Origin of the sequence: Streptomyces roseofulvus, from assembly GCF_039534915.1 — a bacterium.
GTDB classification, from domain to species: Bacteria; Actinomycetota; Actinomycetes; order Streptomycetales; family Streptomycetaceae; genus Streptomyces; species Streptomyces roseofulvus.
The window spans coordinates 6,234,098-6,258,221 of the sequence record NZ_BAAAWE010000001.1; the positions used below are offsets into that span (position 1 = coordinate 6,234,098).

Annotated in this window: 22 protein-coding genes; 11 read left to right on the plus strand and 11 right to left on the minus strand. The window is 74.5% G+C overall.

Features of this window, described 5'->3' with window-relative positions:
• Positions 1-11: 11 nt before the first annotated feature.
• The 4 genes from ABFY03_RS28680 to ABFY03_RS28695 all read left to right on the plus strand — a co-directional run bounded on the left by ABFY03_RS28680 (position 12) and on the right by ABFY03_RS28695 (position 3,919).
• Entirely contained in the window at positions 12-1,094 is a 1,083-nt protein-coding gene (locus ABFY03_RS28680; RefSeq protein ID WP_346171158.1) for a hypothetical protein, read from the plus strand.
• A gap of 20 nt (positions 1,095-1,114) precedes the next feature.
• Complete coding sequence (locus tag ABFY03_RS28685) at positions 1,115-1,648, plus strand: tetratricopeptide repeat protein (RefSeq protein WP_319010772.1); 534 nt, start codon at positions 1,115-1,117, stop codon at positions 1,646-1,648.
• Positions 1,649-1,727: 79 nt separating this feature from the next.
• Complete coding sequence (locus tag ABFY03_RS28690; protein ID WP_319010771.1) at positions 1,728-2,687, plus strand: DUF1444 domain-containing protein; 960 nt, start codon at positions 1,728-1,730, stop codon at positions 2,685-2,687.
• An 83-nt stretch (positions 2,688-2,770) separates the two neighbouring features.
• Entirely contained in the window at positions 2,771-3,919 is a 1,149-nt protein-coding gene (locus tag ABFY03_RS28695; RefSeq protein ID WP_346171159.1) for a M24 family metallopeptidase, read from the plus strand.
• 7 nt (positions 3,920-3,926) lie between these two features.
• Here ABFY03_RS28695 and treZ read toward each other — a convergent pair whose 3' ends face one another.
• Complete coding sequence (treZ, locus tag ABFY03_RS28700; RefSeq protein WP_319010769.1) at positions 3,927-5,678, minus strand: malto-oligosyltrehalose trehalohydrolase; 1,752 nt, start codon at positions 5,676-5,678, stop codon at positions 3,927-3,929.
• A gap of 68 nt (positions 5,679-5,746) precedes the next feature.
• Complete coding sequence (locus tag ABFY03_RS28705) at positions 5,747-6,715, minus strand: GNAT family N-acetyltransferase (RefSeq protein WP_346171160.1); 969 nt, start codon at positions 6,713-6,715, stop codon at positions 5,747-5,749.
• Positions 6,716-6,865: 150 nt separating this feature from the next.
• Here ABFY03_RS28705 and ABFY03_RS28710 point away from each other — a divergent pair, with 150 nt between their 5' ends.
• The 3 genes from ABFY03_RS28710 (at position 6,866) to ABFY03_RS28720 (ending at position 9,313) form a co-directional block, all read left to right on the plus strand.
• A complete protein-coding gene (locus tag ABFY03_RS28710; protein WP_319010767.1) occupies positions 6,866-7,414 on the plus strand; it encodes an FHA domain-containing protein in 549 nt (182 codons plus the stop codon).
• A 272-nt stretch (positions 7,415-7,686) separates the two neighbouring features.
• Entirely contained in the window at positions 7,687-8,742 is a 1,056-nt protein-coding gene (locus tag ABFY03_RS28715; protein WP_386723619.1) for a cytochrome P450, read from the plus strand.
• Between the two features lie 91 nt (positions 8,743-8,833).
• Positions 8,834-9,313, plus strand: a complete 480-nt coding sequence (locus ABFY03_RS28720) for a hypothetical protein (RefSeq protein WP_346171161.1) — start codon at positions 8,834-8,836, stop codon at positions 9,311-9,313.
• Between the two features lie 62 nt (positions 9,314-9,375).
• Here the strand turns inward: ABFY03_RS28720 and ABFY03_RS28725 are convergent, their stop codons facing one another.
• Together ABFY03_RS28725 and treY are read right to left on the minus strand one after the other, a co-directional pair.
• Positions 9,376-9,552, minus strand: a complete 177-nt coding sequence (locus ABFY03_RS28725; protein ID WP_346171162.1) for a hypothetical protein — start codon at positions 9,550-9,552, stop codon at positions 9,376-9,378.
• Positions 9,553-9,636: 84 nt separating this feature from the next.
• A complete protein-coding gene (gene treY, locus ABFY03_RS28730) occupies positions 9,637-11,988 on the minus strand; it encodes a malto-oligosyltrehalose synthase (RefSeq protein ID WP_346171163.1) in 2,352 nt (783 codons plus the stop codon).
• Between the two features lie 117 nt (positions 11,989-12,105).
• On the opposite strand from treY, the gene ABFY03_RS28735 reads away from it, so the two are divergent.
• Positions 12,106-13,350 carry an MFS transporter gene (locus tag ABFY03_RS28735; protein WP_346171164.1) on the plus strand — a complete coding sequence of 415 codons (1,245 nt, stop codon included), beginning with the start codon at positions 12,106-12,108 and terminating at the stop codon, positions 13,348-13,350.
• Here ABFY03_RS28735 and glgX read toward each other — a convergent pair.
• The gene (gene glgX, locus ABFY03_RS28740; RefSeq protein WP_319010762.1) at positions 13,304-15,424 is read right to left on the minus strand and encodes a glycogen debranching protein GlgX; all 2,121 of its coding nucleotides are present in this window, start codon (positions 15,422-15,424) and stop codon (positions 13,304-13,306) included. The genes ABFY03_RS28735 and glgX overlap by 47 nt on opposite strands.
• Before the next feature lie 461 nt (positions 15,425-15,885).
• Between glgX and ABFY03_RS28745 the strand changes: the two genes are divergently transcribed.
• Together ABFY03_RS28745 and ABFY03_RS28750 are read left to right on the plus strand one after the other, a co-directional pair.
• Complete coding sequence (locus ABFY03_RS28745; RefSeq protein WP_319010761.1) at positions 15,886-17,166, plus strand: SAV2148 family HEPN domain-containing protein; 1,281 nt, start codon at positions 15,886-15,888, stop codon at positions 17,164-17,166.
• An 87-nt stretch (positions 17,167-17,253) separates the two neighbouring features.
• On the plus strand, positions 17,254-17,979 hold the full coding sequence (locus ABFY03_RS28750; protein ID WP_319010760.1) for a 3'-5' exonuclease: 726 nt from the start codon (positions 17,254-17,256) through the stop codon (positions 17,977-17,979).
• 28 nt (positions 17,980-18,007) lie between these two features.
• Here the strand turns inward: ABFY03_RS28750 and ABFY03_RS28755 are convergent, their stop codons facing one another.
• Positions 18,008-18,838 (minus strand): alpha/beta fold hydrolase, encoded by an 831-nt coding sequence (locus ABFY03_RS28755; RefSeq protein ID WP_319010759.1) that lies wholly within the window; start codon positions 18,836-18,838, stop codon positions 18,008-18,010.
• A 53-nt stretch (positions 18,839-18,891) separates the two neighbouring features.
• On the minus strand, positions 18,892-19,749 hold the full coding sequence (locus ABFY03_RS28760) for an aminoglycoside phosphotransferase family protein (protein ID WP_319010758.1): 858 nt from the start codon (positions 19,747-19,749) through the stop codon (positions 18,892-18,894).
• 196 nt (positions 19,750-19,945) lie between these two features.
• On the opposite strand from ABFY03_RS28760, the gene ABFY03_RS28765 reads away from it, so the two are divergent.
• Positions 19,946-20,494: a DUF1697 domain-containing protein gene (locus tag ABFY03_RS28765; RefSeq protein ID WP_319010757.1), complete on the plus strand. Its 549-nt coding sequence runs from the start codon at positions 19,946-19,948 to the stop codon at positions 20,492-20,494.
• On the opposite strand, the gene ABFY03_RS28770 is transcribed toward ABFY03_RS28765, so the two are convergent.
• From ABFY03_RS28770 to ABFY03_RS28785, 4 genes are read right to left on the minus strand one after another with little or no spacing between them, the layout of a single operon-like run.
• Positions 20,491-21,237 carry a sirohydrochlorin chelatase gene (locus ABFY03_RS28770; protein WP_319010756.1) on the minus strand — a complete coding sequence of 249 codons (747 nt, stop codon included), beginning with the start codon at positions 21,235-21,237 and terminating at the stop codon, positions 20,491-20,493. The genes ABFY03_RS28765 and ABFY03_RS28770 overlap by 4 nt on opposite strands.
• Positions 21,238-21,247: 10 nt before the next feature.
• Positions 21,248-22,132, minus strand: coding sequence for an ABC transporter permease (locus tag ABFY03_RS28775; RefSeq protein ID WP_319010755.1), 885 nt, complete (start codon positions 22,130-22,132; stop codon positions 21,248-21,250).
• The gene (locus ABFY03_RS28780) at positions 22,119-22,916 is read right to left on the minus strand and encodes an ABC transporter ATP-binding protein (RefSeq protein WP_319010754.1); all 798 of its coding nucleotides are present in this window, start codon (positions 22,914-22,916) and stop codon (positions 22,119-22,121) included. The genes ABFY03_RS28775 and ABFY03_RS28780 overlap by 14 nt, the downstream gene beginning before the upstream one ends.
• 34 nt (positions 22,917-22,950) lie before the next feature.
• Positions 22,951-24,060, minus strand: a complete 1,110-nt coding sequence (locus ABFY03_RS28785) for an aliphatic sulfonate ABC transporter substrate-binding protein (protein WP_319010753.1) — start codon at positions 24,058-24,060, stop codon at positions 22,951-22,953.
• Positions 24,061-24,124: the final 64 nt, after the last annotated feature.

Sequence of the window (24,124 nt, forward strand, 5' to 3'; positions counted from 1 at the left end):
AGGGGGAACGGATGACGGAGATTCTGTACGGCGAGCGGTCGCGGAACCCGCTGGCCAGGACGGTCGAACTGACCGAGGCCGGGATCCGCAGGGGCGGCCGGACCACGCCGCTCGGCGAGCTGAACCTGGCCGCGATGGCGGAGGCCTACCGGCGCGGGCGGTGGCTCGGCGGCGGCGGGTCCGAGCGCCCGCTGGAACGGCTGGAGGAAGGAGCCGGCGTCGTCCCGCTGACCCGGGTCTCCGGCACCAGCACCCCGCTCAAGGTGCGCCGCGCCGCCGCGTTCGCACGCGAGCTGGGAGAGCTCGCCGTCCGGCTGAGCGGCGGCCCCGAGCGGGTCGCCGAGCTGGGGCGGCGGGCCGCCGCCGAGGGCGTGCCGCTGTGGCTGGCCCGGCGGACCGCGCCCGGCCCCGCCGGGGACGTCACCGTCGCCGTCGACCGGCGCCTGGTCCGGGTCGACGTGTGGGGCCCGCACGCCCCCGTCGTACGGATCCGGGCGCCCTTCGGCTTCCACCCCGACGAGGTCCACCCGTCCCGCGGCCTCACGCTCACCGTCGGTGACACCCCGGCCGAGCTGCACCTGGAGCGGCGGAAGCTCCGCAAGTCCAAGAGCTTCGTGCTCGCGCAACTTCCCGGGCAGCGCTGGGAGCTGCGGCGGGAGAGCACCACCGGCTCGTGGCTGCTCCGCGACGACCGGCGGGTCGCCCTCCTCGCCCGGCCCGCGCGCCGCCGCCCCGCCGCCCGGCCCGACGAGCTCCTGCTGCCGCTCGCCCCGGTCGGCCTGGAGACCTCCGACCCGCTGGACGCGGTCATGGCGCACGCCTTCTCCGCCGCGTTCGGCCTCGGTGACACCACCGGCCTCGCCCGCTTCCCCGCCCAGTGGCGCCCGAGGGAGGGCTACGAGCCCGCCGCCGTCGACACCGACTGGCTGCGCCCCTGGTTCAGCAACCTCGGTACCGGCAGCGCCGACAACGAACCCGGCGGCGGCGACGGCTGGGGCTCGGACGGCGGAGACGCGGGCGACTCCGGCGGCGGTGACGGCGGGAGCGACGGCGGAGGCGGCGGCGACGGCGGTGGCGGCGGGGGCGGCGACTGACCCCCGAGTAGGGTGACGCCATGAACGACGAGCGCGCCGGGGCCACCGGGTGGGAGGAGCGGGTCGCCGCCCTCTGGGAGAAGATCGACACGTACGCGCCCGAGGACTTCCGGGCCCGGATCGCGGACCTCGCCGCCGAGCGGGACGACGACGCCGTCGCCCTCTTCGAGCGGGGGGCCGCCCACGACTCCACCGGGCTGCCCGTGGAGGCCGTCGGCTACTACGAGCGGGCGCTCGGCCTCGGCCTCACCGGGCTGCGCCGCCGCCGGGCCGTCATCCAGCTGGCGAGCAGCCTGCGGAACCTCGGGCGCCCCGACCGGAGCGTGGAACTGCTCACCGTCGAGCGGGACCTGCCCGCCGAGCGGCTCGACGCCGACGAGCGGGCGCTCGCCCCGGCCGTGGACGCCTTCCTCGCCCTCGCGCTCGCCGACACCGGCCGCGACCGGGAGGCCGCCTCCCTCGCCCTCGGCGCCCTCGCCCCGCTGCTGCCCCGCTACAACCGCTCCCTCGCCCACTACGCGCGCGCCCTGCTCACCGCCCCCGACGGCTCCTGAGCCGACTTCCGCGGGCGGCCGGTGGAGGCGGGGGACCACTCGCTAGGCTGAACGCAACGGCGACGGAAGGCGGGCTGACGTGGGGTGGCTGCGCAGGAGACCCAGGCGGGACGGCGAGGACGCGCCGAGGGATCCGGAGTTCGCCTTCTTCTCCGAGCGCGAGGCCGCGCTCTTCCGGGCCACCGTCCGCGAGGCGTTCGCCGAACTCGGCCTGGAGGTCACCGTCTACGCTGCCTCCGTCCAGGACGACAGGCAGCGCCGCTTCGGCCTCGGCAACCTCGCCGCCGTCTGCCACCGGGACCGGCGCGGCCCCCGCGTCTGGCCCGAGCTGATCCGCCGGCACGTCACCCTCGTGGTGCGGACCCTGGACGGCCCGTCCGCCCTCGACACGCTGCCGCCCGAGCAGATCCGCGCCCAGCTCTACCCCCGGGTCGTCAACGGCGAGGGCATCGACCCCGGCGCCTTCGGCTACGCCCGGACGCTCGCCCCCGGCCTGTACGAGGTGCTGGCGCTCGACCTGCCGGAGAGCGTCATGATGCTCACCGACGACGCCCTCGACCGGATCGGCGACCCCGCCCAGCTGCGCGCCCGAGCCCTGAAGAACCTGCGCGGGCTGCCCGTCGAGGAGCACGAGACCGTCCGCGACGCCGACGGCATGTCCTTCGAGGTCGTCGTCGGCGACTCCTTCTACACCGCCAGCCGGGTCCTCGACCTCGACGCCCTGGCCGAGCAGGTCACCGGACTGCCGCTCGGCGAGCACGGCGCCCTCGTCGCGGTGCCCTTCCGGCACCAGATCGCCTTCCACCCGATCCGGGACACCTCGATCATCCCGGCGCTCGGCGCGATGGCCTCCTTCGCCGCCTCCGAGTACGAGGACACGCCGGGCGCCATCAGTCCCTACGTCTTCTGGTGGCGGGACGGCACCCTCACCCAGCTCAGCGAGCACGACGAGGAGCGCGGGGAGCTGCGGATCGTCGTCGGCGACGACTTCCAGGACCTGCTCGAACGGCTGATCGCCCAGGGGCCCGGGCCCCGCTGACGGCGCCCCGCGCGGTCGCGGCGGCCGGGGCCGCCGGAGAGGATGCTGGAGGACGCCCGCCCGCCGCCGCGAAGGAGACCCCCATGCCGACCCCGGCCGCACCCTCCGACGACACCCCCACCCCCTTCACCGCCGACGACTACCGGGCCCGGATGGACCGGGCGGCCGCCTCCGCCGCCGGAGCCGGACTCGCCGGAGTGCTCGTCGCCCCCGGCCCCGACCTGGTCTACCTCACCGGCTACCAGCCGACCGCGATCACCGAACGGCTCACCGTCCTCGTCATCGCCCCCGGCCGGGACCCCGTGCTTGTCGTCCCCACCCTGGAGGCCCCCGACGCGGAGAAGGCCGTCGGCGCGCCCGCGCTGACCCTCCGCGACTGGACCGACGGCACGGACCCGTACCGCGTCACCGCCCCGCTCCTCGACGTCGACGGACGCTTCGGCGTCAGCGACAACGCCTGGGCCATGCACCTCATCGGCCTCCAGCGGGCCCTCCCCGCCACCACGTACGTCTCCCTCACCGAGGCCCTGCCGATGCTGCGGGCCGTGAAGGACACGCACGAGCTGGCCAGGATCGCCGCCGCCGGGGCCGCCGCCGACCGGGCCTACGAGGAGATCCTCAAGGTGCGGTTCGCGGGCCGCCGCGAGACCGAGGTCGCCGCCGACCTCGCCCGGCTGCTCCTGGAGTTCGGCCACTCCCAGGTCGACTTCACCGTCGTCGGCTCCGGACCCAACGGCGCCAACCCGCACCACGAGGCCGGCGACCGGGTCATCGAGCGCGGCGACATGGTCGTCCTCGACTTCGGAGGGCTCAAGCACGGCTACGGCTCCGACACCACCCGCACCGTCCACGTCGGCGAACCCACCGACGAGGAGCGCCGGGTCCACGACCTCGTCCGCGAGGCCCAGCAGGCCGGCTTCGAGGCCGTGAAGTCCGGCATCGCCTGCCAGGACGTGGACCGCGCCGCCCGCAAGGTCATCACCGACGCCGGGTACGGCGAGTACTTCATCCACCGCACCGGCCACGGCATCGGCGTCACCACCCACGAACCGCCCTACATGATCGAGGGCGAGGAGCGGCCCGTCGTCCCCGGCATGTGCTTCTCCATCGAGCCCGGCGTCTACCTGCCGGGCCGCTTCGGCGTCCGCATCGAGGACATCGTCACCCTGACCGAGGACGGCACCGGCCGCCGCTTCAACGCCACCCCGCACGAGATGGCCCTCGTCGAGTAGCCGCCGCCTACCCGTCGGCGAGGACCACCGCCGACTCGCCGCCGAGGCGCAGCAGCCCGTCCCGGGCGGGCGCCTCGGTCGGCTCCCAGGCGGCGAGGACCCGGTCCCGGCCGTTGGAGCCCAGCGGGATCGAGGCCGGCTCCTTGCCCAGGTTGACCGCCACCCGCACGTCACCCCGCCGGAAGACCAGCCAGCGGGCCTCCTCGTCGAAGGCCACCTTCACGCCGCCCAGGTCCGGGTCGGTCAGGTCGGGCAGTGTACGGCGCAGCGCGATCAGCTCGCGGTGCCAGGCCAGGATCCGCCGGTGCGGGTCCCGCTCGCGCTCCGTCCGGTCCAGGACCGAGCGGTCCCGGGTCGCCGGGTCCTGCGGGTCCGGCACCTCGGCCTCGTCCCAGCCGTGCGCCGCGAACTCCCGCCGCCTGCCCCGGCGTACGGCCTCCGCCAGCTCCGGGTCGGTGTGGTCGGTGAAGTACTGCCAAGGGGTGCGGGCGCCCCACTCCTCGCCCATGAACAGCATCGGCACCGACGGGCCGGTGAGCACCAGCGTCGCCGCGCAGGCCAGCAGCCCGGGGGAGAGGGAGGCCGAAAGGCGGTCCCCCAGCGCCCGGTTGCCGATCTGGTCGTGGGTCTGCGCATAGCCCAGGAAGCGGTGGGCGGGGGTGCGCTCCCGGTCGACCGGGCGGCCGTGGTGCCGGCCGCGGAAGGAGGAGTACGTGCCGTCGTGGAAGAAGACCCGGGTGAGGGTCTTGGCCAGCGCGGCCATCGGGGCGCGCGCGAAGTCCGCGTAGTAGCCCTGGGACTCGCCGGTCAGCGCGCAGTGCAGGGCGTGGTGGAAGTCGTCGTTCCACTGGGCGTGCAGACCGAGGCCGCCGAGGGCGCGCGGGGTGGTGGTGCGCGGGTCGGCCAGGTCGGACTCGGCGATCAGGAAGTGCTGGCGGCCCTGCTCCTTCGCCAACTCGTCGACCGCCGCCGACAGTTCCTCCAGGAACGTCAGGGCACGGTCGTCGGCGAGCGCGTGCACCGCGTCGAGCCGCAGCCCGTCGATCCGGTAGTCCCGCAGCCAGGCGAGCGCGCTGCCGAGGAAGTACGCCCGCACCTCGTCCGAGCCCGGCGCGTCCAGGTTCACCGCCGCGCCCCACGGCGTGTGGTGGGTCTCGGTGAAGTACGGCCCGTAGACCGGGAGGTAGTTTCCGGACGGGCCCAGGTGGTTGTGCACCACGTCGAGGACCACGCCCATGCCCAGGCCGTGCGCGGCGTCGGTGAACCGCTTCAGCGCCTCCGGCCCGCCGTACGGCTCGTGCACCGCCCACGGCGCCACCCCGTCGTACCCCCAGCCGCGCACCCCGGGGAACGGGCAGAGCGGCATCAGCTCCACATGGGTGATGCCGAGCCCGGCGAGCTCCCCGAGCCGGGCCGCGGCGGCGTCGAGGGTGCCCTCCGGGGTGAAGGTGCCGACGTGCAGCTCGTACAGGACGGCGCCGCGCAGCCGCAGCCGGGGCGGCTCGTGACGCCAGGCGTAGCCCGCGTGGTCGACGACGGCGCTCAGCCCGTCCGGCCCGTCCGGCAGCCGGCGGCCGCGCGGATCGGGGCGGACGGGCCCGCCGTCGACGCGGAAGCCGTACCGGTCGCCGTCGGCGGCCGGCACGGTGCCGGTCCACCAGCCCTCCCGCAGCGGGTCCGGGTCCAGCGGGTGCCCGCTGCCCTCGATCTCCAGGGTCACCCGGTCGCGGGCGTGCGGCGCCCAGACCTCGAAGAGCACGGCGGATCTCCTCGCAGACGTCGGTACGGTCGTCGGTGCGGTCGGCTACGTCGCTCCCATCCTGGCAGTCAGGAGGACGACGCGCCCGGCGCGTCCCACACGTAGTCGATCTGGCGCTGGAAGTTCACGTATCCGGCGCGGGCGAACGCCGCCGCCATCGGCACGTTCCCCAGGTCGGTCGCGGCCCGCACCCGCGGCACGCCCGCGTCGGCGAGGATCCGGGTGCCCTCGGCGAGGATCTCGTCGATGTACCCGTGGCCCCGGTGGGCGGGCAGCACCCCGATGTAGGCGATGATCGGGTTGTAGTTGTTGCGGGCGGGGATCACGAAGCCGACCGGCTCGCCCGTGCCCGGCAGCTCCGCCACCTGCCACCACGCGCGCGGCGAGGCGTAGTGCGGGAACTCCTCGTCGTAGTGGCGCTCGGCGGCCTCCCGGAGGGTCAGCCCCTCGCCCAGGTCGGCCTGCCCGTGCGCGTCGAGCGTGCCCTCCATCACCGGCGTCATCAGTGCCAGCAGGTCCTCCCGGTCCCGCACCGGGCGGAACGCGAGCCGGCCGGTGCGCTCGGCCACCGGTGTCCCGGGCAGCCACTCCAGGCGCAGCCGCTCGACCAGCGGCCGGGCCCCGGTCTCGGCGAGGAGGGAGAACAGCAGCTCCACCCGGTCGCGGGTCTCCGGGACCTCCCGCCAGTCGGCGGGCAGATAGCGGTTGAACTCCGGCGGCACGGTGCCGGCCGGTACGACGGCGGCCATGGCGGTGCGCAGCAGCCGCCGGCCCACCTCCGCCGCCTCCCCGGCCGGCAGCTCCGGGTCGAGGTCGAAGAAGTCGAGGGCGAGCGGTTCGCCGCCCTCCTTGTTGGTCCACCAGGCGATCCGGCCGAGCAGCCGGCCGTCGCGGAGGGCCACCCAGAGCCACTCGGGGCGGCGGCGGCCGGTGCGGAGGTCGTCGGCGACCTCGTGGTCGAGCGTGTAGGTGAGGCCGAGGAACAGGTCCAGTTCCCCGGTCCCGTCGAGCGGGCGGACGACGAGGCCGTCGGTCATGCGGTGGTTCCCCCAGGGGTCGGTGCGGGTGAGCCCGCAGACCGTAACAGCGATCTTGGGACGGTGGCGCGGGTTTTGTGCCGGAGCCGATACGGCCCCGGGACGGGCCGCTTCTGGACAGCCCGGCCCGGGCACGCGGACAATCACGGTGTGACGACCCCTTACGAGCCTCCGGCGCACTCCCCGCGGCTGACCGACGCCGAGCGGGACCGCGCGCTGGTGCTGCTCCGGGAGGGCGCCGCACAGGGCCGTCTCTCGCACGACACCTTCCTCTTCCGGATGGAGCGAGCCCTCCAGGCCCGCCGCCCCGACGAACTGGCCGTGCTCACCGCCGACCTGCGCGGCGAGAGCGGCTGGAGCCGGCGGGTGATCGGCGCCGTCGAGGCCGTCTCGGGCTTCACCGCCCGCCTCCGCCGAGCCTGGCACGCCGAGCGGCTGCCCAAGCTGCTGCTGCCGCAGCCGGGGCCGTACCCGCTGCGGATCGGCCGCGACCCGGTGAACGGGCTGCGGCTCAGTCACGAGACGGCGTCCCGGCTGCACGCCGAGCTCTCCCTCCAGGGCGGCCTCTGGGTGCTGCGCGACCTCGGCTCCACCAACGGCACCACCGTCAACGGCCGCCGGGTCGTCGGCGCCGTCGTGGTGCGGGCCGGCGACGTCGTCGGCTTCGGCGAGATGAGCTTCCGGCTCTCCGTCGACTGACGTGCCCTCCGCCGACCGACGAGCTTCGCGCCGGCCGGCGAGCTCTCCGCCGGTTGCTGTGCTCTCTGTCGACAGGCCAGGTCAGCGCGGTGCCCCCTCACCCGTCCGGCGGAACGTGACGGGCGGCGCGGGGGCGCGGATGGTGGGCTGGGGGGACGCGCGCCACGACTCCGGCCGCGGTCCGTCACCGCCGGACGAGCCGTACGCACCGATCGGGCTGACCGAGCCGGTCCCGTACGAGCCGGCCGGGGCCGAACGACAGGGGGCGCGCGATGCGCGACGAGCCGAGCCGCGACACCGAGGGCCGGACGGGCGAGGGGCCCTGGGAGCGGGTGCCCGTCATGGCGCCCGCCCGGCGGGCCGCCGGGCCCGCACGGGTGCGGCCGGTGGCCGACCCGACCGCGCCGCCCGGCGGGCTGACCGTCGCCCCCAGCCCGCTGGACCCCGGCGCCGCCCTCGACCCGCACCCCGTGCACCGCAGGCTGCGCGAGGAGTTCCCGCTCACGTACGACCCGCTGCTGCGCGCCTGGGTCCTCAGCCGGTACGCCGACGTGGCCACCGCCCTCACCGACCCCCGCTTCACCCACGGGCACCGGCCCGGCGACCCGGCCTGCGCCCGGGCCCACACCGACGTGGACCTCGGCGAGCTGCGGTCGGTGGCGGAACGCACCGCGTTCGTGCTGGCCCGCCGGATCGCCGGCCGCGAACGGGCCGACCTGGTGGCCGACTTCTGCCACTGGCTGCCGGCCGGCACGGTCGCCGCCGCCGTCGGCGTCCCCTACCGGGACATGATGCGGCTGGTACGGGGCCGGGCCGCGACGGCGCTCGCCGGGGAGTGCGGCGGGCAGATCGCGGTACGGGAGAAGGCGCTGGCCTCCTTCCTCGCCAACGTCCTCGTCGACCCCGACCAGGTCGCCGCCCTGCGCGACGCCCCGCCGGGCCTGGTGGCCCGGGCGTGGGCCGAGTCGCTGCGCCGCGACCCTCCGGTGCAGATCGCCGTCCGGCGCACCCGCGAGGACGTGCCGGTCAGCGGCGGGGTGCTGCCCGGAGGCTCCTCGGTCGCGCTGCTCATCGGCGCGGCCGGACGGGACCCCGAGCGGTTCCGCGACCCGGACCGCTTCGACCCGCTCCGCGACGACCCGCACCAGCTCACCTACGGCCCCGGATTCTGCCCGGCGGTGATCCTGGCCGGCCTGGAAGCGGAGTACGCGGTCCGCGTGCTCTTCCAGGCGATGCCCCGGCTGCGGCTGGCCGACGGCTTCCGTCCCGCGCCGGCCGGGCTCATCACCCGCGCCCCGCGCACCCTGGCGGTCCTGCCGAACGGCTGATTCTGTGCGGTGCCGCCCCGCTGCTAGGGTGACGTGCGCTCGTCAAGCGAGCCTTCTTTCGCACGTACGACTTCCAACGGGGAACGATCAAGTGAAGCTTCGTCATGCCCGCGCGATCGCCGTCTTCGGCATCGCCGTCTTCGCCCTCACCGGTGCCCGCGGTTCGAACGGCGCCAGCTGCGGCGGCAGCAGCGGTTCGAGCTCCAGCTCCAGCGGCGGCAGCCACGACAACGACGGGTCCGGCAGCAGCTCCGGCGGCTCCGTCCCCGGCGGCGGCAGCAGCGCGGACAAGGCGGCCCGCGACGTCACCATCGACAAGTGCGCCTACGACCCGGCGACGAAGAACCTCACCGCCCGGATCACGGTGAAGAACGACGGCGCGCTCGACTACGACTACTCCGTCACGATGAAGTTCACCGGCACCGGCGCGACCTCCGCGACCGCGTTCAAGGGCGGCATCGCCGTCGCGGCGGGCGCCTCCGCGACCGCCGAGCTCAGCACCCCGTACCCGGGCACCGGCGACGGCTCCGAGTACACCAAGTGCGAGGTCACGCGCGCCAGCCGCCTCTGACGCGCCGGCGGCGGAAGAACGGGTGGGCGGGGACCGACGGGGTCCCCGCCCACCCGCCGTCGTCAGCCGCGCCGCCGGTAGGCGTCGGTCTGGGTCGGCGGCGCGTCGTGCGCCGCCCACGAGTTGTACGAGACCCGGTCCCGGCTCGCCTGGAGGCGGGCCTGCTCCTCGACGCGGAGGCCCTCCGCGTGCTCCGTCGTGGACCTGCCGCGGCGCAGCAGCACCACCGTCAGCACCACGACGAGATCCCCAGGACCGCGAACAGGATTCCCCTCGCCATCGGCTTCCCCCTCTTCCTCGTGCGCGTACCCGTCAGTGTGCGGTCAGGACGGGATCCGCGCGAGGAGCGCGACCGGGCGGTCCGCGAACAGCTCCGCCAGCTTCAGCTCGCTCTCCGGTCCGCCGGTGAACTCCCGCACCCCGTCGAGGACATCGGCCCACCGGCCCGCCGGCAGCACCAGCTCCGTGTCCCGCCAGCCGCCCGCCTCCGCCAGCCGCAGCGAGAGCCGGGTCACCGCGGTGACCACCTCGCCCGAGCGCGCGAAGGCCAGACAGTGGGCGGCGGCCGGGCCCTCGGCCGTCAGCGGCAGATAGGTCCCGCCGGGGCCGAAGGCCGCCGGACGCTCCCGGCGCAGCCGGAGCGCGGCCCGGACCAGCGCCGTCCGCCCGTCGTCCGGACCCGGCGCGAACGGGGCCCGGTTGTCCGGGTCGACCAGCGCCCGGTACTCGCGCTCGGTGCCCTGGTACAGCTCCGGCACGCCCGGCATGGTCAGCTGGACCAGCGCCGCGCCGTCCGCGTGCGCCCGGATGTGCGGCTCCAGCGCGAACGCCGCCTCGGACGCCGTCCGCAGCGGGACGCGACCGGGCCCGGCGGCGACGAAGTCGGCCACCGCCCGCTCGTACGCCGGGTCCTGCTCGGTCCAGGAGGTCCGCAGCCCCTCCTCCCGCACCGCCTTGAGCACCGCGGGACCGATCCGCTCCGGATCCGGCGTGCCGAAGCCGAAGGCGGTCTGCCAGGCCGTCCAGGCGAGGTGCGGGTCCGGCGCCGGGACCCCGGCGACCTCGGCCAGCAGCCCGGCCCACACGTCCGGACACTGGGCGAGCACCGCGATCGCCGCCCGCACGTCCGCGCTGCGCTTGGTGTCGTGGGTGGTGAGCACCGTGCCGCCGGCCGGCCAGTCGCGGGCCAGCCGGGCGCAGGCGGCGTGGAACTCCGCGACGCCGACGGCGGGCCGGCCCGGATCGCCGCCGACCTCGTTGGCCGAGAGCAGCGGGGCGTACCGGTAGAAGGCGGTGTCCTCGGTGGACTTGGCGCGCAGCGCCGAGGACGTCTGGGCGAACCGGGCCCGGAACGCGCGGTGTCCGGGGGAGTCGCCGTGCGTCCCGAGGAGCAGTCCCCGGACGGCGTCCACGGCGGCGGCCTCCTCCGGCACCGCGAACGCGGCCCGCGCGCCCCTGGCCGCCTCGGGGGTGAGGACCCGCTCGGCGCCGGTCCGGTAGGGCCGGTAGACCGGCACGCGGACGAGGAGTTCCTCGATCGCAGTGCGCAGGGCCCAGGGCGCGTGGTCCTGGAGCGCCGGATCGGCGGCGCACAGCCGGGCCGCCGCCCGGGTCAGGACGGCCGTCTCGGCCGCCAGGTCGTGCCGCACCACCTCGTACGCGGCGCGTCGGGCGGTCGCCTCCCACTCGCCGCCCCGGTCCGCCGAGCGGCCGGCGAACTCCCGGTAGAGTGCGGTGAGTTCGGCGGCCCCCTCCGGGTCGGTGAGGACGCCGTCGACCAGCCGCAGCGCGTCGTAGCCGGTGGTCCCGGCGACCGGCCAGGCGTCCGGCAGCGTCTCGGGTCCGGTGAGGATCTTCTCGACCACCGTCCAGCACCGGCCGCCGGTCGCCTCCGCCAGCCGCTCCAGATAGCCCTGCGGATCGGCGAGTCCGTCCGGATGGTCGATCCGCAGCCCCTCGATCACCCCGTCGGCGACCAGCTCCAGGATCTTCGCGTGGGTCGCCGTGAACACCTCCGGGTCCTCCACCCGCACCCCGATCAGGTCCGAGACGGTGAAGAAGCGCCGGTAGCCCAGCTCGGTGCGGGCCAGCCGCCACCAGCCGAGCCGGTACCACTGGGCGGCGAGCAGCTCGTCCAGCGGGAGCTCCTCGGTGCCCGCGCGGAGCGGGAACTCCTGCCCGTCCAGGCGGAGCACGCCGTCCTCGACCCGCAGCCGGTCCCGTACCTCCGACAGGCGCGCGGGCAGCACCGGGAGCAGCAGCCGGTCGCCGTCGCCGGCCGACCGGTCGAGGTCGAACCAGCGGGCGTACGGCGACTCCGGGCCGTCCCGCAGGACCTCCCGCAGGGCGTGGTTGTGGCGCGGGGAAGCGGCCATGTGGTTGGGCACCAGGTCCACCACCAGGCCCAGGCCGTGGGCGCGGGCGGTGGCGGCGAGCGAGCGCAGCCCCGCCTCGCCGCCCAGCTCCGCCCGGACCGCGCGGTGGTCGGTGACGTCGTAGCCGTGGGCGGAGCCGGGCACCGCCTCCAGGACGGGGGAGAGGTGCAGATGCGAGACGCCGAGACCGGCCAGGTGCGGCACGGCCCGCTCGGCGGCGGCGAACGGGAACGCGGGCTGGAGCTGGAGCCGGTAGGTGGCGGTGGGCACGACGGCGGGCGCGTGGCGGTGGGACGTCATGCGAACGTACGTACCCCGTACGGAAGCTTCCGTGTCATCACCCGATGCACCCGTTCGGGTGCATCGCGCTAGTTTCGGCCGATGCCCCCCCCGACGGCCAGGAGGTGCCCCCACCGGATGTACCGCGACACCCTCTCCCTGCTCGGGCCCGGCCTCCCGGTCCTCTCCTTCCTGGGCCGGCTGCCGACCGCCATGTGCCAGCTCGGCAGCGTGCTGCTGGTCGCGGAGACCAGCGGCTCGCTCGCCACGGCGGGCCTCGCCGGCGGCGCGCTGGCCGCCGGGCAGACCGTCGCGGGGCCGCTGCTCGGCCGGCTCGCGGACCGGCGCGGCCAGCGCGGCCCCGTCCTGGCCGCGTCCCTCGCCAACGCGGTCGCGGTCGCCGCCCTGGTCCTCGCCGCCGTCGCCCGGGCCCCCACCGGCCTCCTCGTGCCGCTGGCGCTGCTCGCCGGGGCGACCGTTCCCCAGATCGGGCCGCTGGCCCGGACCCGCTCGGTGGCCCTCGCCCGCCGGGCCGGCGCGGACGACCGGACCGTGGGCGCGGTCCTCTCCTTCGAGGGCACGCTCGACGAGGTGTCGTTCGTCCTCGGCCCGGCGCTCGTCGGCCTCGCCGCCGCCCTCGCCCACCCGGGCACCGCCCTGCTCGGCGCGGCCCTGCTGCTCGCCCTCTGCGGCACCGGCTTCGCCCTCCACCCCTCGGCCCGCGCCACCGCCCCGGAACCGGCCGCGAGCACCACCCGCACGGGCGCCGCCGAACGGACGCGGCTGCCCGGCTCCACGTACGCCCTCCGGGTGACGATGGTCCTCCAGGGCGCCATGTTCGGCGCCTCCCAGGCCGGGATCACCGCGCTCACCGCCGCGCTCGACGCGCCCGCCCAGGCCGGGCTCGTCTACGCGGCGATGGGGGTGATGAGCGCCGCCGTCGGCCTCTCGCTCGCCGCGCTGCCCGCCCGGATCGGCCTCACCCTCCGCTGGCGGACCGCGACCGCCGGGCTCGTCCTGCTCTCCCTCCCGCTGCTCGCCGTCGACTCCCTGCCGGGCCTGTACGCCGTGGTGACCGTGCTCGGCGCCGCCTACGCCCCGCACCTCATCACGGTCTTCGCGCTGACCGAGCGGTCCGTCCCGGCCGGCCGGCTCGCCGAGTCCATGGCCTTCCTGACCAGCGGGATCGTCGGCGGGCAGGCGCTCGCCCTGGCGCTCTCCGGCCGGCTCGCCGAACAGCACGGCGCCCCCGCCGCCTTCGCGGTGGCGGTGGGGGCGGCCGTCGCCTGCGCGGCGCTCTCCTGGACCGTCCGGACGGGGGCGCCGAGCGGCGCGCTCAGGCCGGGCGGCTCAGCACCGTCAGACTCAGCGGCGCGAGGGTGACCCGCTCGCCCGCCGCGATCTCCGGCCCCGCCAGCGGCGGCATCCCCTCCGGATCGGAGGTGTCCACCACGGTCCGCCAGCACCGCCCGTGGCTGTCCGGCACCGCGAACTCCAGCTCCTGCGACGAGGCGTTGAACATCAGCAGGAAGGAGTCGTCGGCGATCCGCTCGCCCTGCGGCCCCGGCTCCGAGATCGCGTTGCCGTTGAGGAAGACGGTCAGTGCCCGGGCGTGCGCCGCCTGCCAGTCGCGGGCCGTCATCTCCTCGCCCTCCGGCGTGAACCAGGCGATGTCGGTCAGCTCGTCGTGGGTGCCCTCCACCGGACGGCCGTGGAAGAAGCGCCGCCGCCGGAAGACCGGGTGCTCGCGGCGGAGCCGCACCATCGCCCGGGTGAACCGCAGCAGCGTCGCCTCCGCCTCGCTGTTCTCCTTCGGCCACCGCACCCAGGAGATCTCGCTGTCCTGGCAGTAGGCGTTGTTGTTGCCGCCCTGGGTGCGCCCGAACTCGTCGCCGTGGCTGAGCATCGGCACGCCCTGCGACAGCATCAGCGTCGCCAGGAAGTTGCGCATCTGCCGGGCCCGCAGCTCGATGATCCCGACGTCGTCGGTCTCGCCCTCCTGCCCGCAGTTCCAGGACCGGTTGTGGCTCTCGCCGTCCCGGTTGCCCTCCCCGTTGGCCTCGTTGCGCTTCTCGTTGTACGAGACCAGGTCCCGCAGGGTGAAGCCGTCGTGGCAGGTCACGAAGTTGACCGAGGCCAGCGGGCGCCGCCCGTCGTCCTGGTACAGGTCGGAGGAGCCGGTGAGCCGTGAGGCGAACTCGGCCAGCGTGCGCGGCTCGCCCCGCCACAGGTCCCGCACGCAGTCCCGGTACTTGCCGTTCCACTCGGTCCACAGCGGCGGGAAGTTGCCCACCTGGTAGCCGCCCTCGCCGACGTCCCACGGCTCGGCGATCAGCTTCACCTGGCTCACCACCGGGTCCTGCTGCACCAGGTCGAAGAAGGACGACAGCCGGTCCACCTCGTGGAACTGGCGGGCCAGGGTGGCCGCCAGGTCGAAGCGGAAGCCGTCCACGTGCATCTCGGTCACCCAGTACCGCAGGCTGTCCATGATCAGCTGGAGCACGTGCGGGGACCGCATGAGCAGCGAGTTCCCGGTGCCGGTGGTGTCCATGTAGTACCGGGGGTCGTCGGCGAGCCGGTAGTACGAAGGGTTGTCGAGGCCCCGGAAGGAGAGCGTCGGGCCCAGGTGGTTGCCCTCGGCCGTGTGGTTGTAGACGACGTCGAGGATGACCTCGATGCCCGCCTGGTGAAGCGCCCGCACTGCCGACTTGAACTCCAGGACCTGCTGCCCGCGGTCGCCCCAGGAGGCGTAGGCGTTGTGCGGCGCGAAGAAGCCGATCGTGTTGTAGCCCCAGTAGTTCGACAGCCCCGCGTCCACCAGCCGGTGGTCGTGCACGAACTGGTGCACCGGCATCAGTTCCAGCGCGGTCACGCCGAGTTCCTTCAGGTGCCCGATCACCGACGGGTGCGCGAGCCCCGCGTAGGTGCCGCGCAGCTCCTCCGGGAGGTCCGGGTGGAGCTTGGTCAGGCCCTTCACATGGGCCTCGTAGATCACCGTGTGGTGGTACTCGGTGCGCGGCCGCCGGTCGTCGCCCCAGTCGAAGTAGGGGTTCACCACCACCGAGGTCATCGTCCGCCCGGCCGAGTCCAGGTCGTTGCGCGCGTCGGGCCGCCCGAAGGGGTACCCGTACACCGCCTCGCCCCAGTCGACCGAGCCGGACATCGCCCGCGCGTACGGGTCGAGGAGGAGCTTCGCCGGGTTGCAGCGCAGCCCGCGCTCCGGCGCGTACGGCCCGTGCACCCGGAAGCCGTACCGCTGGCCGGGCATCACGCCCGGCAGGTACGCGTGGCGGACGAAGGCGTCCGTCTCGCGCAGTTCGACGGACGTCTCCGTGCCGTCGTCGTCGATGAGACACAGCTCGACGCGGTGCGCCGCCTCCGAGAAGACCGCGAAGTTGGTGCCCGCTCCGTCATAGGTGGCGCCCAGGGGGTACGCCTGTCCCGGCCAGACCTGCATGGATACGAATATTCCTCTTCTGTCCGGGTTCATGCATGCTCTTCGGCCCGATCCTGCCGGAAAGAGACGCCACCTCCCGGGATTTCGCCCGGTCCTACCGGGTGACCGCAGACCAAGCGGGGGATAGAGGGGGAAATGTGTACGAAATAACGCTCCGCCGCCGGGGTGGCGGCGGCCGGAGCGGCCGCGCGGGTCAACATCGGGTTCCGCCGCGTCGCCCCGGACGGGGCCGCCGGCCCCGTCCCGGCCGGCGGCACGGGTTCCGGCTCGCGCCCGGGGGCGGAACCGCTATGAATCCCCTCACTCCGCCCGATCTCGCCTCCGGGAACGGGCGGCCGCCGACGCCGAGTTGGGCAAGCGGCCGGACGATCCTGCTGCACCGCCTCCCGCTCCCGGAGTACCCTTCCTTGATCTTGTCGGAAGAATCGGGACGGGCGTCCAGAGCAGAAGGCGGTGCGCGGGTGAGCTCGGGAGGTCTTGAGCTGCCCCCAGGTGACGCGGGTCACGAGGGGGGACCGGCCGACCCTGGGGAGGCGCCGCCCACGGTGGTCCTCCCCTCGGGCACCGTCACCGGCGCGGTCCCCGTGGCCCGCCCGGTGGAGATCGGCGCCGAACTCGACTGGGGCGCCGAGGCGTGGAGCGAGGTCCGCACCCGCGCCCAGCGCGCCGGCCGTGCCTACATCTGGCTCAATCTCGTCGAACAGCGGATGCGGGCCGTCGTCGCCGCCGTCCTCCGGCCGGTCTACGAACCCGTCCACGGCGACGAGTGGGTCGTCGCCGCCGCCGGCCCGGCCGGCCAGGAATGGGTCCGCCGGGCCGTCGCCGTCCGCGAGGTCTCCCGCCGCAAGGGCTACCTCCTCGACCCCGCCGACGACAACGTCCTCTCCTTCCTCACCCTGCCCCAGCTCCGCGAGCTGATGGTGCAGCACTGGCCCTGCTTCGAGCCCTACTTCGACGACCGGCGCGAGGTCGAACTCGCCCTCGACGAACTGGAGGTGACCCGGAACGTCGTCTCCCGCAACCGGGCCCTCTCGCCGACCGTCCTCGCCCAGGCCGAACGGGCCTCCGCCCGCATCCTGGAGATCCTCGGCAGCGGCGCCGGCGCCCCCTCCGCCGACCGGCTGCCCGTCGACGCCGTCGAGGACCTCGTCGGCGACCGGTACGCCGACGTCGTCTCCGTCCACCCCGACCGCGTCCGGCTCCAGCGCCAGCTGCCCGCCGAGGACCTCTTCGGCGGCGCCCGACGCCTCGACGCCACCGGCATAGGCCTCAATCTGCTCGTGCAGAACTTCTCCGGCCGCCGCATGGTCCGCCTCGCCGAGTCCGGGTGCCGGATACGGCTCCTCTTCCTCAACCCCGCCAGCAGCGCCGTCAAGCGCCGCGAGCGGGAGCTCGGCATCAGGAAGGGCGAGCTGAGCCGGTCCGTCGAGATGAACATCCTGCACATGCGCCGGGTCCGCTCCAAGCTCCGCGACCCCGACGCCTTCCAGATCCACGTCTTCGACGAGACCCCCCGCTTCACCGCCTACCTCGTCGACGGCGACGGCCCCGACGGGGTCGGCGTCGTCCAGTCCTACCTCCGCAGGGCCCGCGGCATGGAGGCGCCCGTCCTCGTGCTGCGCGGCGGCGGCCGGACCGTCGTCCGGCCCGACGGCCCCGGACGTGACGCGGACCACGGACTCTTCGAGACCTACCGGGAGGAGTTCGAGTCCGTCTGGCTCGACTCCCGGCCCGTTTCCTGAGACCCCGGCCCCGCCCCTCCGGCCGCGTTGTCAGAGGCGCGTGCGAGGGTGTGAGCACCACGGGGGAGATCACGTAAGGAGGACCCGATGGCCTGGCATGGGGAACCACTGGTCGGCTTCGACCTGGAGACGACGGGGACGGACCCGCTCGAATCCCGCATCGTCACCGCGTCGATCGTCGGCGTCCACCGCGGAGCGGTGGTCCGGCAGCGGGACTGGCTCGCCGATCCCGGTGTCCGCATCCCCGAACAGGCGTCCGCCATCCACGGCATCAGCAGCGAGCGGGCCGCCGCCGAGGGCCGCCCGGTCCGCGAGGTCGCCGACGAGGTCGCCGAGACCCTGACCGGCTACTGGGCCCAGGGCGTCCCCGTCGTCGCCTACAACGCCTCCTTCGACCTCACCCTGCTCTCCGCCGAGCTGCGGCGGCACGGGCTGCCCTCGCTCGCCGAGCGGATGGGCGGCACCGGCATCGGGCCCGTCCTCGACCCGTACACCATCGACCGGGCCGTCGACCGCTACCGGCGAGGCAAGCGGACCCTGGAGGCGGTCTGCGGCGAGTACGGCGTCGAGCTCACCAGCGCCCACCAGGCGTCCGCCGACGCGCTCGCCGCCGTCCGGGTCGCCCTCGCGATAGCCGCCCGGCATCCGCAGGTGGCCGCCCTCGACCCGGCCGAGCTGCACGAGCGGCAGATCGGCTGGTACCGCGCCTGGGCCGAGAACTTCCAGGACTTCCTTCGCCGCAAGGGCGACCCGGACGCGGTCGTCGACCCGGTGTGGCCGCTGCGCGGCGAACCGGTGGCCGTCACTCCCTGACGTTCTCCCGGTCTGCCGCCGGGCATGCTCAGGCATGCTCCTTGAGGAAGGAGAGCAGCAGCTCGTTCACCCTCTCCGGCTGGTCCAGCTGGAGCCAGTGGCCCGCCTCCTCGACCCGCTCGTACCGCCACGGGCCGTCGGCGAACTCGCCCGTCCGCTCCATCGAGCGCTCGGTGAGGAACCGGTCCCCGGTCGACCAGAGGCCCATCACCGGCACCTGCCGCGGCAGCGGCGCCACCGGCCCCTCCGGACCGAACAGGGACTCCGCGGGCACGCCCGCCCGGTAGATGTTCAGCGCCGCCGTCAGCGCGCCCGGGGCCCGCAGCGGCGCGATCACCGACTCCGCGTCCGGGTGCTCGGCCAGCATCTCCCGCAGCTGCGCGTAGTCGTCCCGGGAGAGCCAGTCCTCCGCGAGCCCGGCCAGCTGAAACAGCAACATGTACCAGGAGCGCTGCCGCTGCTCCCAGCCCGCGCCCCGGATCGCCCCGAGATGCCCCACCGAGAGCAGGCTCAGGCTGTCCACCCGGTGCGGCACCACCGACGCGATCCCCTGGGCGACCCCCGACCCCCAGTCGTGGCCCACCAGATGGAAGCGGTCCACGTCCAGCCGGGCCATCAGCTCCAGCACGTCCCCGACGTGCTTCGCCGGGTGGTACGCCTCGTGGCCGCCCTCCGGACGGTCCGACCCGCCGAAGCCGCGCAGGGTCGGCGCGACCGTGCGGAAGCCGGCCGCGTGGAGCGCCGGGACCTGGTGGCGCCACAGCGCGTGACTGTCGGGGAAGCCGTGCAGCAGCAGGACCACCGGCCCCTCGCCGCCCGTCTCGACCTCCAGAGCCACCTCGGTCAGCTCGACCCGCATCCCAACACCCCGTTCCCCTCGGTCCGTTCGAAGGGATCATGATGTCAGGCCGGTCAGAAGGGATACCAGCGGACCTCGGGATCGCCGTCCCGCAGCGAGGCCACCCGCCGCTCGAACTCGGCCAGCGCCTTCGGGTTGTGCGGCGCGTGCTGGGCCACCCAGGCGCAGCTCGCGGTCTCCCGCGCCCCGCGCAGCACCGCGCACCCCTCCCACTCCCGCACGTCCCAGCCGTACGCCTCGGTGAAGGCGTCGTAGGCCGCCGGGTCCAGGCCGTACCGGTCCCGGGAGAGCGCCAGCACCACCAAATCGTGCTCGCGCAGGTCCGAGGAGAAGGTCTCCAGGTCCATCAGGACCGGCCCGTCCGGGCCCACCTGGACGTTGCGGGGCAGCGCGTCGCCGTGGATCGGGCCGGGCGTCAGGTGCGGGGTGAGCGCGGCGGCCTCGGGCGCGAAGGAGTCCCGGCGCTCCCGCAGGAAGGCCGCGTCCGCCGGGTCGATCGCGTCCCCGGCCAGCCGCAGCCAGCGCTCCACGCCGCCCAGCAGCTCGCGCCGGGGCAGGGCGAAGCCCGTCGGCTCGGGCAGCGCGTGCACGGCGGTGAGGAGAGGGGCCAGGTCCCGCGGCTCGGCCGGCCGCACCGCCTCCGGCAGCGGGTGCCAGAAGGTCAGCGGATGGCCCTCCACCAGCCGCGGCTTCCGCTCCGCCGCCCGCACCGCCGGCACCCCGGCCTCGGCGAGCCAGCCGGCCAGCGCGACCTCCCGCTCCGCCCGCTCGAACAGTTCGGCGGACCGGCCCACCTTGACGACCAGACCGTCCACGGCGAAGACCGCGTTCTCGCCCAGCGCGAGGAGTCGCGCCCCGCCGGCCGGCAGCCCCGCCGCGGCCAGGATCTCCCGGGCCCTCGCCTCGTCCATCACTCTCTCCCTACCCGGTGGTACGTGTCCGCGAGCAGTGTCCCATCCCTGGCAGCACGGCCCGTCATTACGAAACCTTGTTCAATAAGTCACAGATGAGTGACGGGCCTTCCCCCGGCAGCCGTTCATCGGGGAGGGTTCGGACCAGCCACCGCGCCACCCCCCACGAGGCGCGGTGGCCTTCTACGCTGACCGCATGACGACGACGTACGCGCTCCTCCTCCGCGGCATCAACGTGAGCGGCCACCGCAAGCTCCCGATGGCCGAACTGCGCGCCCTGCTGGAAGGGCTCGGGCACACCGGCGTGCGGACCTACCTCCAGAGCGGGAACGCCGCCTTCACCACCGACGCGGACGCCTCCGGGGACGCGCTCGCGGCCGCCGTCGAGAAGGAGATCGAGCGGCGCCTCGGCTTCCGCTGCGACTGTCTGGTCCGCGACGGCGCCTACCTCGCGGCCGTCGCCGACGCCTGCCCCTTCCCCGCCGGCGAACTGGAGGGGAAGCAGCTGCACGCCGTGTACTACTCCGCGCCGGTCGCCCCGGACCGCTTCGCGGCGGTCGACGCGGAGTCCTTCGCGCCCGAGGCGTTCGCCCTCGGCGACCGCGTGATGTACCTCTACACGCCCGACGGCCTCGGCCGCTCCAAGCTCGCCGAGGCCGTGATGAGGCCGTCCCTCACCAAGGGACTGGTGGCGACCGCCCGCAACTGGAACACCGTCCGCAAGCTGGTCGAGATGACCGCCTAGCCGACCGCGGCCGCCACCCGCTCCGGGGCGCCGACCGCCTCCGCGTACCGCTCCACGAGGAGCCGGGCCAGTTCGGGGGCGGGTCCGAGGACCCCGGCCAGCACGTCGGCCCCGGCGGCACCGGCCGCGATGCGGTCCGGCAGCCGGCCCGGCGCGATCACGTACGGGGCCACCGCCACCCGGCGGACGCCCGGTTCGGCGCGCAGCGCCCGTACGGCCTCCTCGGTGCGCGGGAGGGATGCGGAGGCGAACGCGGGTCGCACGGAGCACCAACCGGTGCGCCGCAGCTCCCGCGCCGTTTCTGCGATCGCCGCGATCGCCTCCGGGTCGGTGGAGCCCGCCGAGGCCAGGACGACCCCGGTGGTGCTCTGGTCGCCGGGCGTGAGCCCGGCCTCGTACAGGCGCCGTTCCACCGCCGCGAGGAGCAGCGGGGACGGGCCGAGGACCTCCGCCTGCCGGATCCGCAGCCCGGCCGGGGCCCGCCGCAGGACGGCCGGGACGTCGGCCTTGGCGTGGAAGGCCCGGGTCAGCAGCAGCGGCAGCGCCACCACGTCCCGTACCCCCTCGGCGGCGAGCCGGTCCAGGACGCCCGCCGGCGACGGCAGGTTGAAGTCCAGGAACGCGGTCTCCACCCGCAGCCCGGGCCGCAGCGCACCGGCCCGGCGCACCAGCGCCTGGACGGTCGCCGCGTGCCGCGGATCGCGGCTGCCGTGGGCGACGACGAGGAGGGTGGGGGAGGTCATGGGCGGTCGCTCACTTCACCAGGAGGCCGCGGCGGCGGAGCACCGCGCGCTCCAGCGGGCTGAAGAGGAGCAGGTCGATCGCGATGCCGACGAGCAGGATCAGGAAGATCGCGAGGAAGATCCCCGGCATGTCGAAGTTGTTGCGGCCGTTCTCCAGCAGCTGGCCGAGGCCGAGGCCCAGGTCGGGGGAGGAGGCGATGATCTCGGCGGCCATCAGCGACCGCCAGGAGAACGCCCAGCCCTGCTTCAGGCCGGCGAGGTAGCCCGGCAGCGCGGCCGGCATCACGATGTGCCAGGCGCCCTTCAGACCCGTCGCGCCGAGCGTCCGCCCGGCCCGCAGGAAGAGCGGCGGCACCTGGTCCACGCCCGCCACCAGGCCGTTGGCGATCGACGGGACGGCGCCGAGCAGGATCACCGCGAACATCATCGAGTCGTTGAGGCCCAGCCAGAGCACCGCGGGCGCCACCCAGGCGACCGACGGGAGCGACTGGAGGCCGGAGAGGATCGGGCCGATCGCCGTCCGGATCACCTGCACCCGGGCGACGAGCAGCCCCAGCGGGGTGCCGATCGCCAGGGCGAGGAGGAAGCCGAGGAGGGCCCGGGAGACGCTGGTCCACAGCACCTCCAGGAGGGTGCCCTCCAGCCACATCGTCTCCAGGCTCGCCCAGACCGCGCCGGGCGACGGCAGCTTGCCGGCGTCGGCGACCTCCAGGGTGACGAGCAGCTGCCAGACGCCGAGGACCAGCACGATCGCCAGGACCGGCGGCAGCACCTTCTTCAGCAGGACCTCGCGCAGCGGGGTGCGGCGGACCTGCACGCTGTCCAGCGCGTCGAGTCCGGCCTCCAGGCCCGCGAGGTCGTCGCCCTTGCGGACGGTGGTCTCAGTGCTGGCCATGTCGGCGGATCTCCCCACGCAGTTCTTCGGTGATCTCGACGGACAGTTCCGCCACGGCGGCGTCCTCGATGCGGCGCGGCTGCGGGATGTCGATGGTCCACTCCCGGGCGATCCGGCCGGGCCGGGAGGAGAGCAGGACGACGCGCTCGGCCAGCCGCACGGCCTCGCGCACGTTGTGCGTGACGAAGAGGACGGAGAGGTTCGTCTCCCGCCAGATCCGGGTGAGCTCGTCGTGCAGCACGTCCCGGGTGATGGCGTCGAGCGCGGCGAACGGCTCGTCCATCAGGAGCAGGTCGCCGGCCTGCGCGAGGGCGCGGGCCAGCGCCACCCGCTGCCGCATGCCGCCGGACAGCTCGTGCACCCGCTTGCCGTACGAGCCGCCGAGCCGGACCAGTTCGAGCAGGCGCTCCGCCTCGGGGCGGCGCTCGGCCTTCGGCACCCCGCGCAGCTTCAGCGCCAGCTCGATGTTCTTTCCGGCGGTGAGCCACGGGAAGAGGGCGTGCTCCTGGAACATCAGGGCCGGCCGGCCGCCGGGGGTCTCGATGGACCCCGCGGACGGCCGGTCGAGCCCGGCGACCAGGTTGAGCAGGGTGGACTTGCCGCAGCCCGAGGCGCCCAGCAGGGTGACGAACTCGCCGGGCGCGACATCGAGGGAGATGTCGTCGAGGACGAGCTGGCCGCCGGCGGGACCGCCGAAGGACTTGGAGACGTGCTCGAGGCGCGCGGCGTGCCCGGTCCGGGTCGCGCGGTCCTCGGCCTTGGCGGGCGTCGTGGTCGTGGCCATGGTCGTCACCTCCTGGGTATGAGCTGCGGGCTGGTTACTTCACGCCGAGACCGGCGTCGGGGACCTCGGGCCGGCCCTCGGCCTTCAGGACCTTGTTGAGCGGTCGCAGGTCGTAGATGCCCTTCAGGTCGGGCTCCTCGAGGAGACCGGCCTTCACCGCGTGGTCGGCCTGCGCCTGCAGGGTGGCGGCCAGCGGGTCGTCGGTGAAGGTGATGGACGGCCAGGCGCCGTCGATCACCCGGGCGCCGAGCGGCTTGCCGGACAGCTCCTTGAGCCGGGAGTTGGCGGACTCCTTGGCCTTGTCCGGGTGGGCGTTGATCCAGGCGTTGGTCTTCACCGAGCCGCGCAGGACCGCCTCCACCACGTCCGGGTGCTCCTTCAGGAACTTCTGGGACACGATGATGTTGGTGATGACGAACTTGTCGCCGGGCCAGAGCGTCGACTCGTCGAGGAGCACCTTCGCGCCCTCGCTGACGAGCTTCGAGGCGGTCGGCTCCGGCACCCAGGCGCCGTCGATGGCACCGGACTTGTAGGCGTCGGGGGTCACCTTGTTGTCGGTGCGCAGGACCGAGACGTCGCCCTTGCCGCTCTCCGCGTCGACCTTCCAGCCCTTCTCGGAGATCCAGTTGAGGAAGGCCACGTCCTGGGTGTTGCCGTGCTGCGGGGTCGCGATCCGCTTGCCCTTGACGTCGTCCAGCGTCTTGATCTTCGCCGGGTTCACCACGAGCTTGACGCCGCCGGAGGCGGAGCCGCCGACGATGCGCAGGTTCTGGCCCTTGGACTTGGTGTAGCCGTTGATGGCCGGCGAGGGGCCGATGAAGCCGATGTCGATCGAGCCGGCGTTGAGCGCCTCGATCTCGGACGGGCCGGCGTTGAAGGTCGAGACCTTCAGCTCGGTGCCGCCGAGTTCCTTCTGGAAGATGCCCTCCTGGTCGCCGACCAGGGCCGTGGCGTGCGTCAGATTGGGGAAGTACCCGAGCCGTACCGAGTCGGCGGACAGCTTCTCGCCCGTCGCCGCCACCTTCTTCACGTCGGTCTTGGCCTGCGAGCCGTAGCCGCACGAGGCGAGCGCGCCGATCAGCAGCGGCAGCGTGGCGACGGCGGCGAGGCCGCGGAGCGGGGTGGTACGGGTGGTGGCAGGCACGGGAGGTCTTCCCCTCGATTCAGTGAAGTCTGCGTTTGCGGCGGTGCGGGTGGAGCGGCGTCGC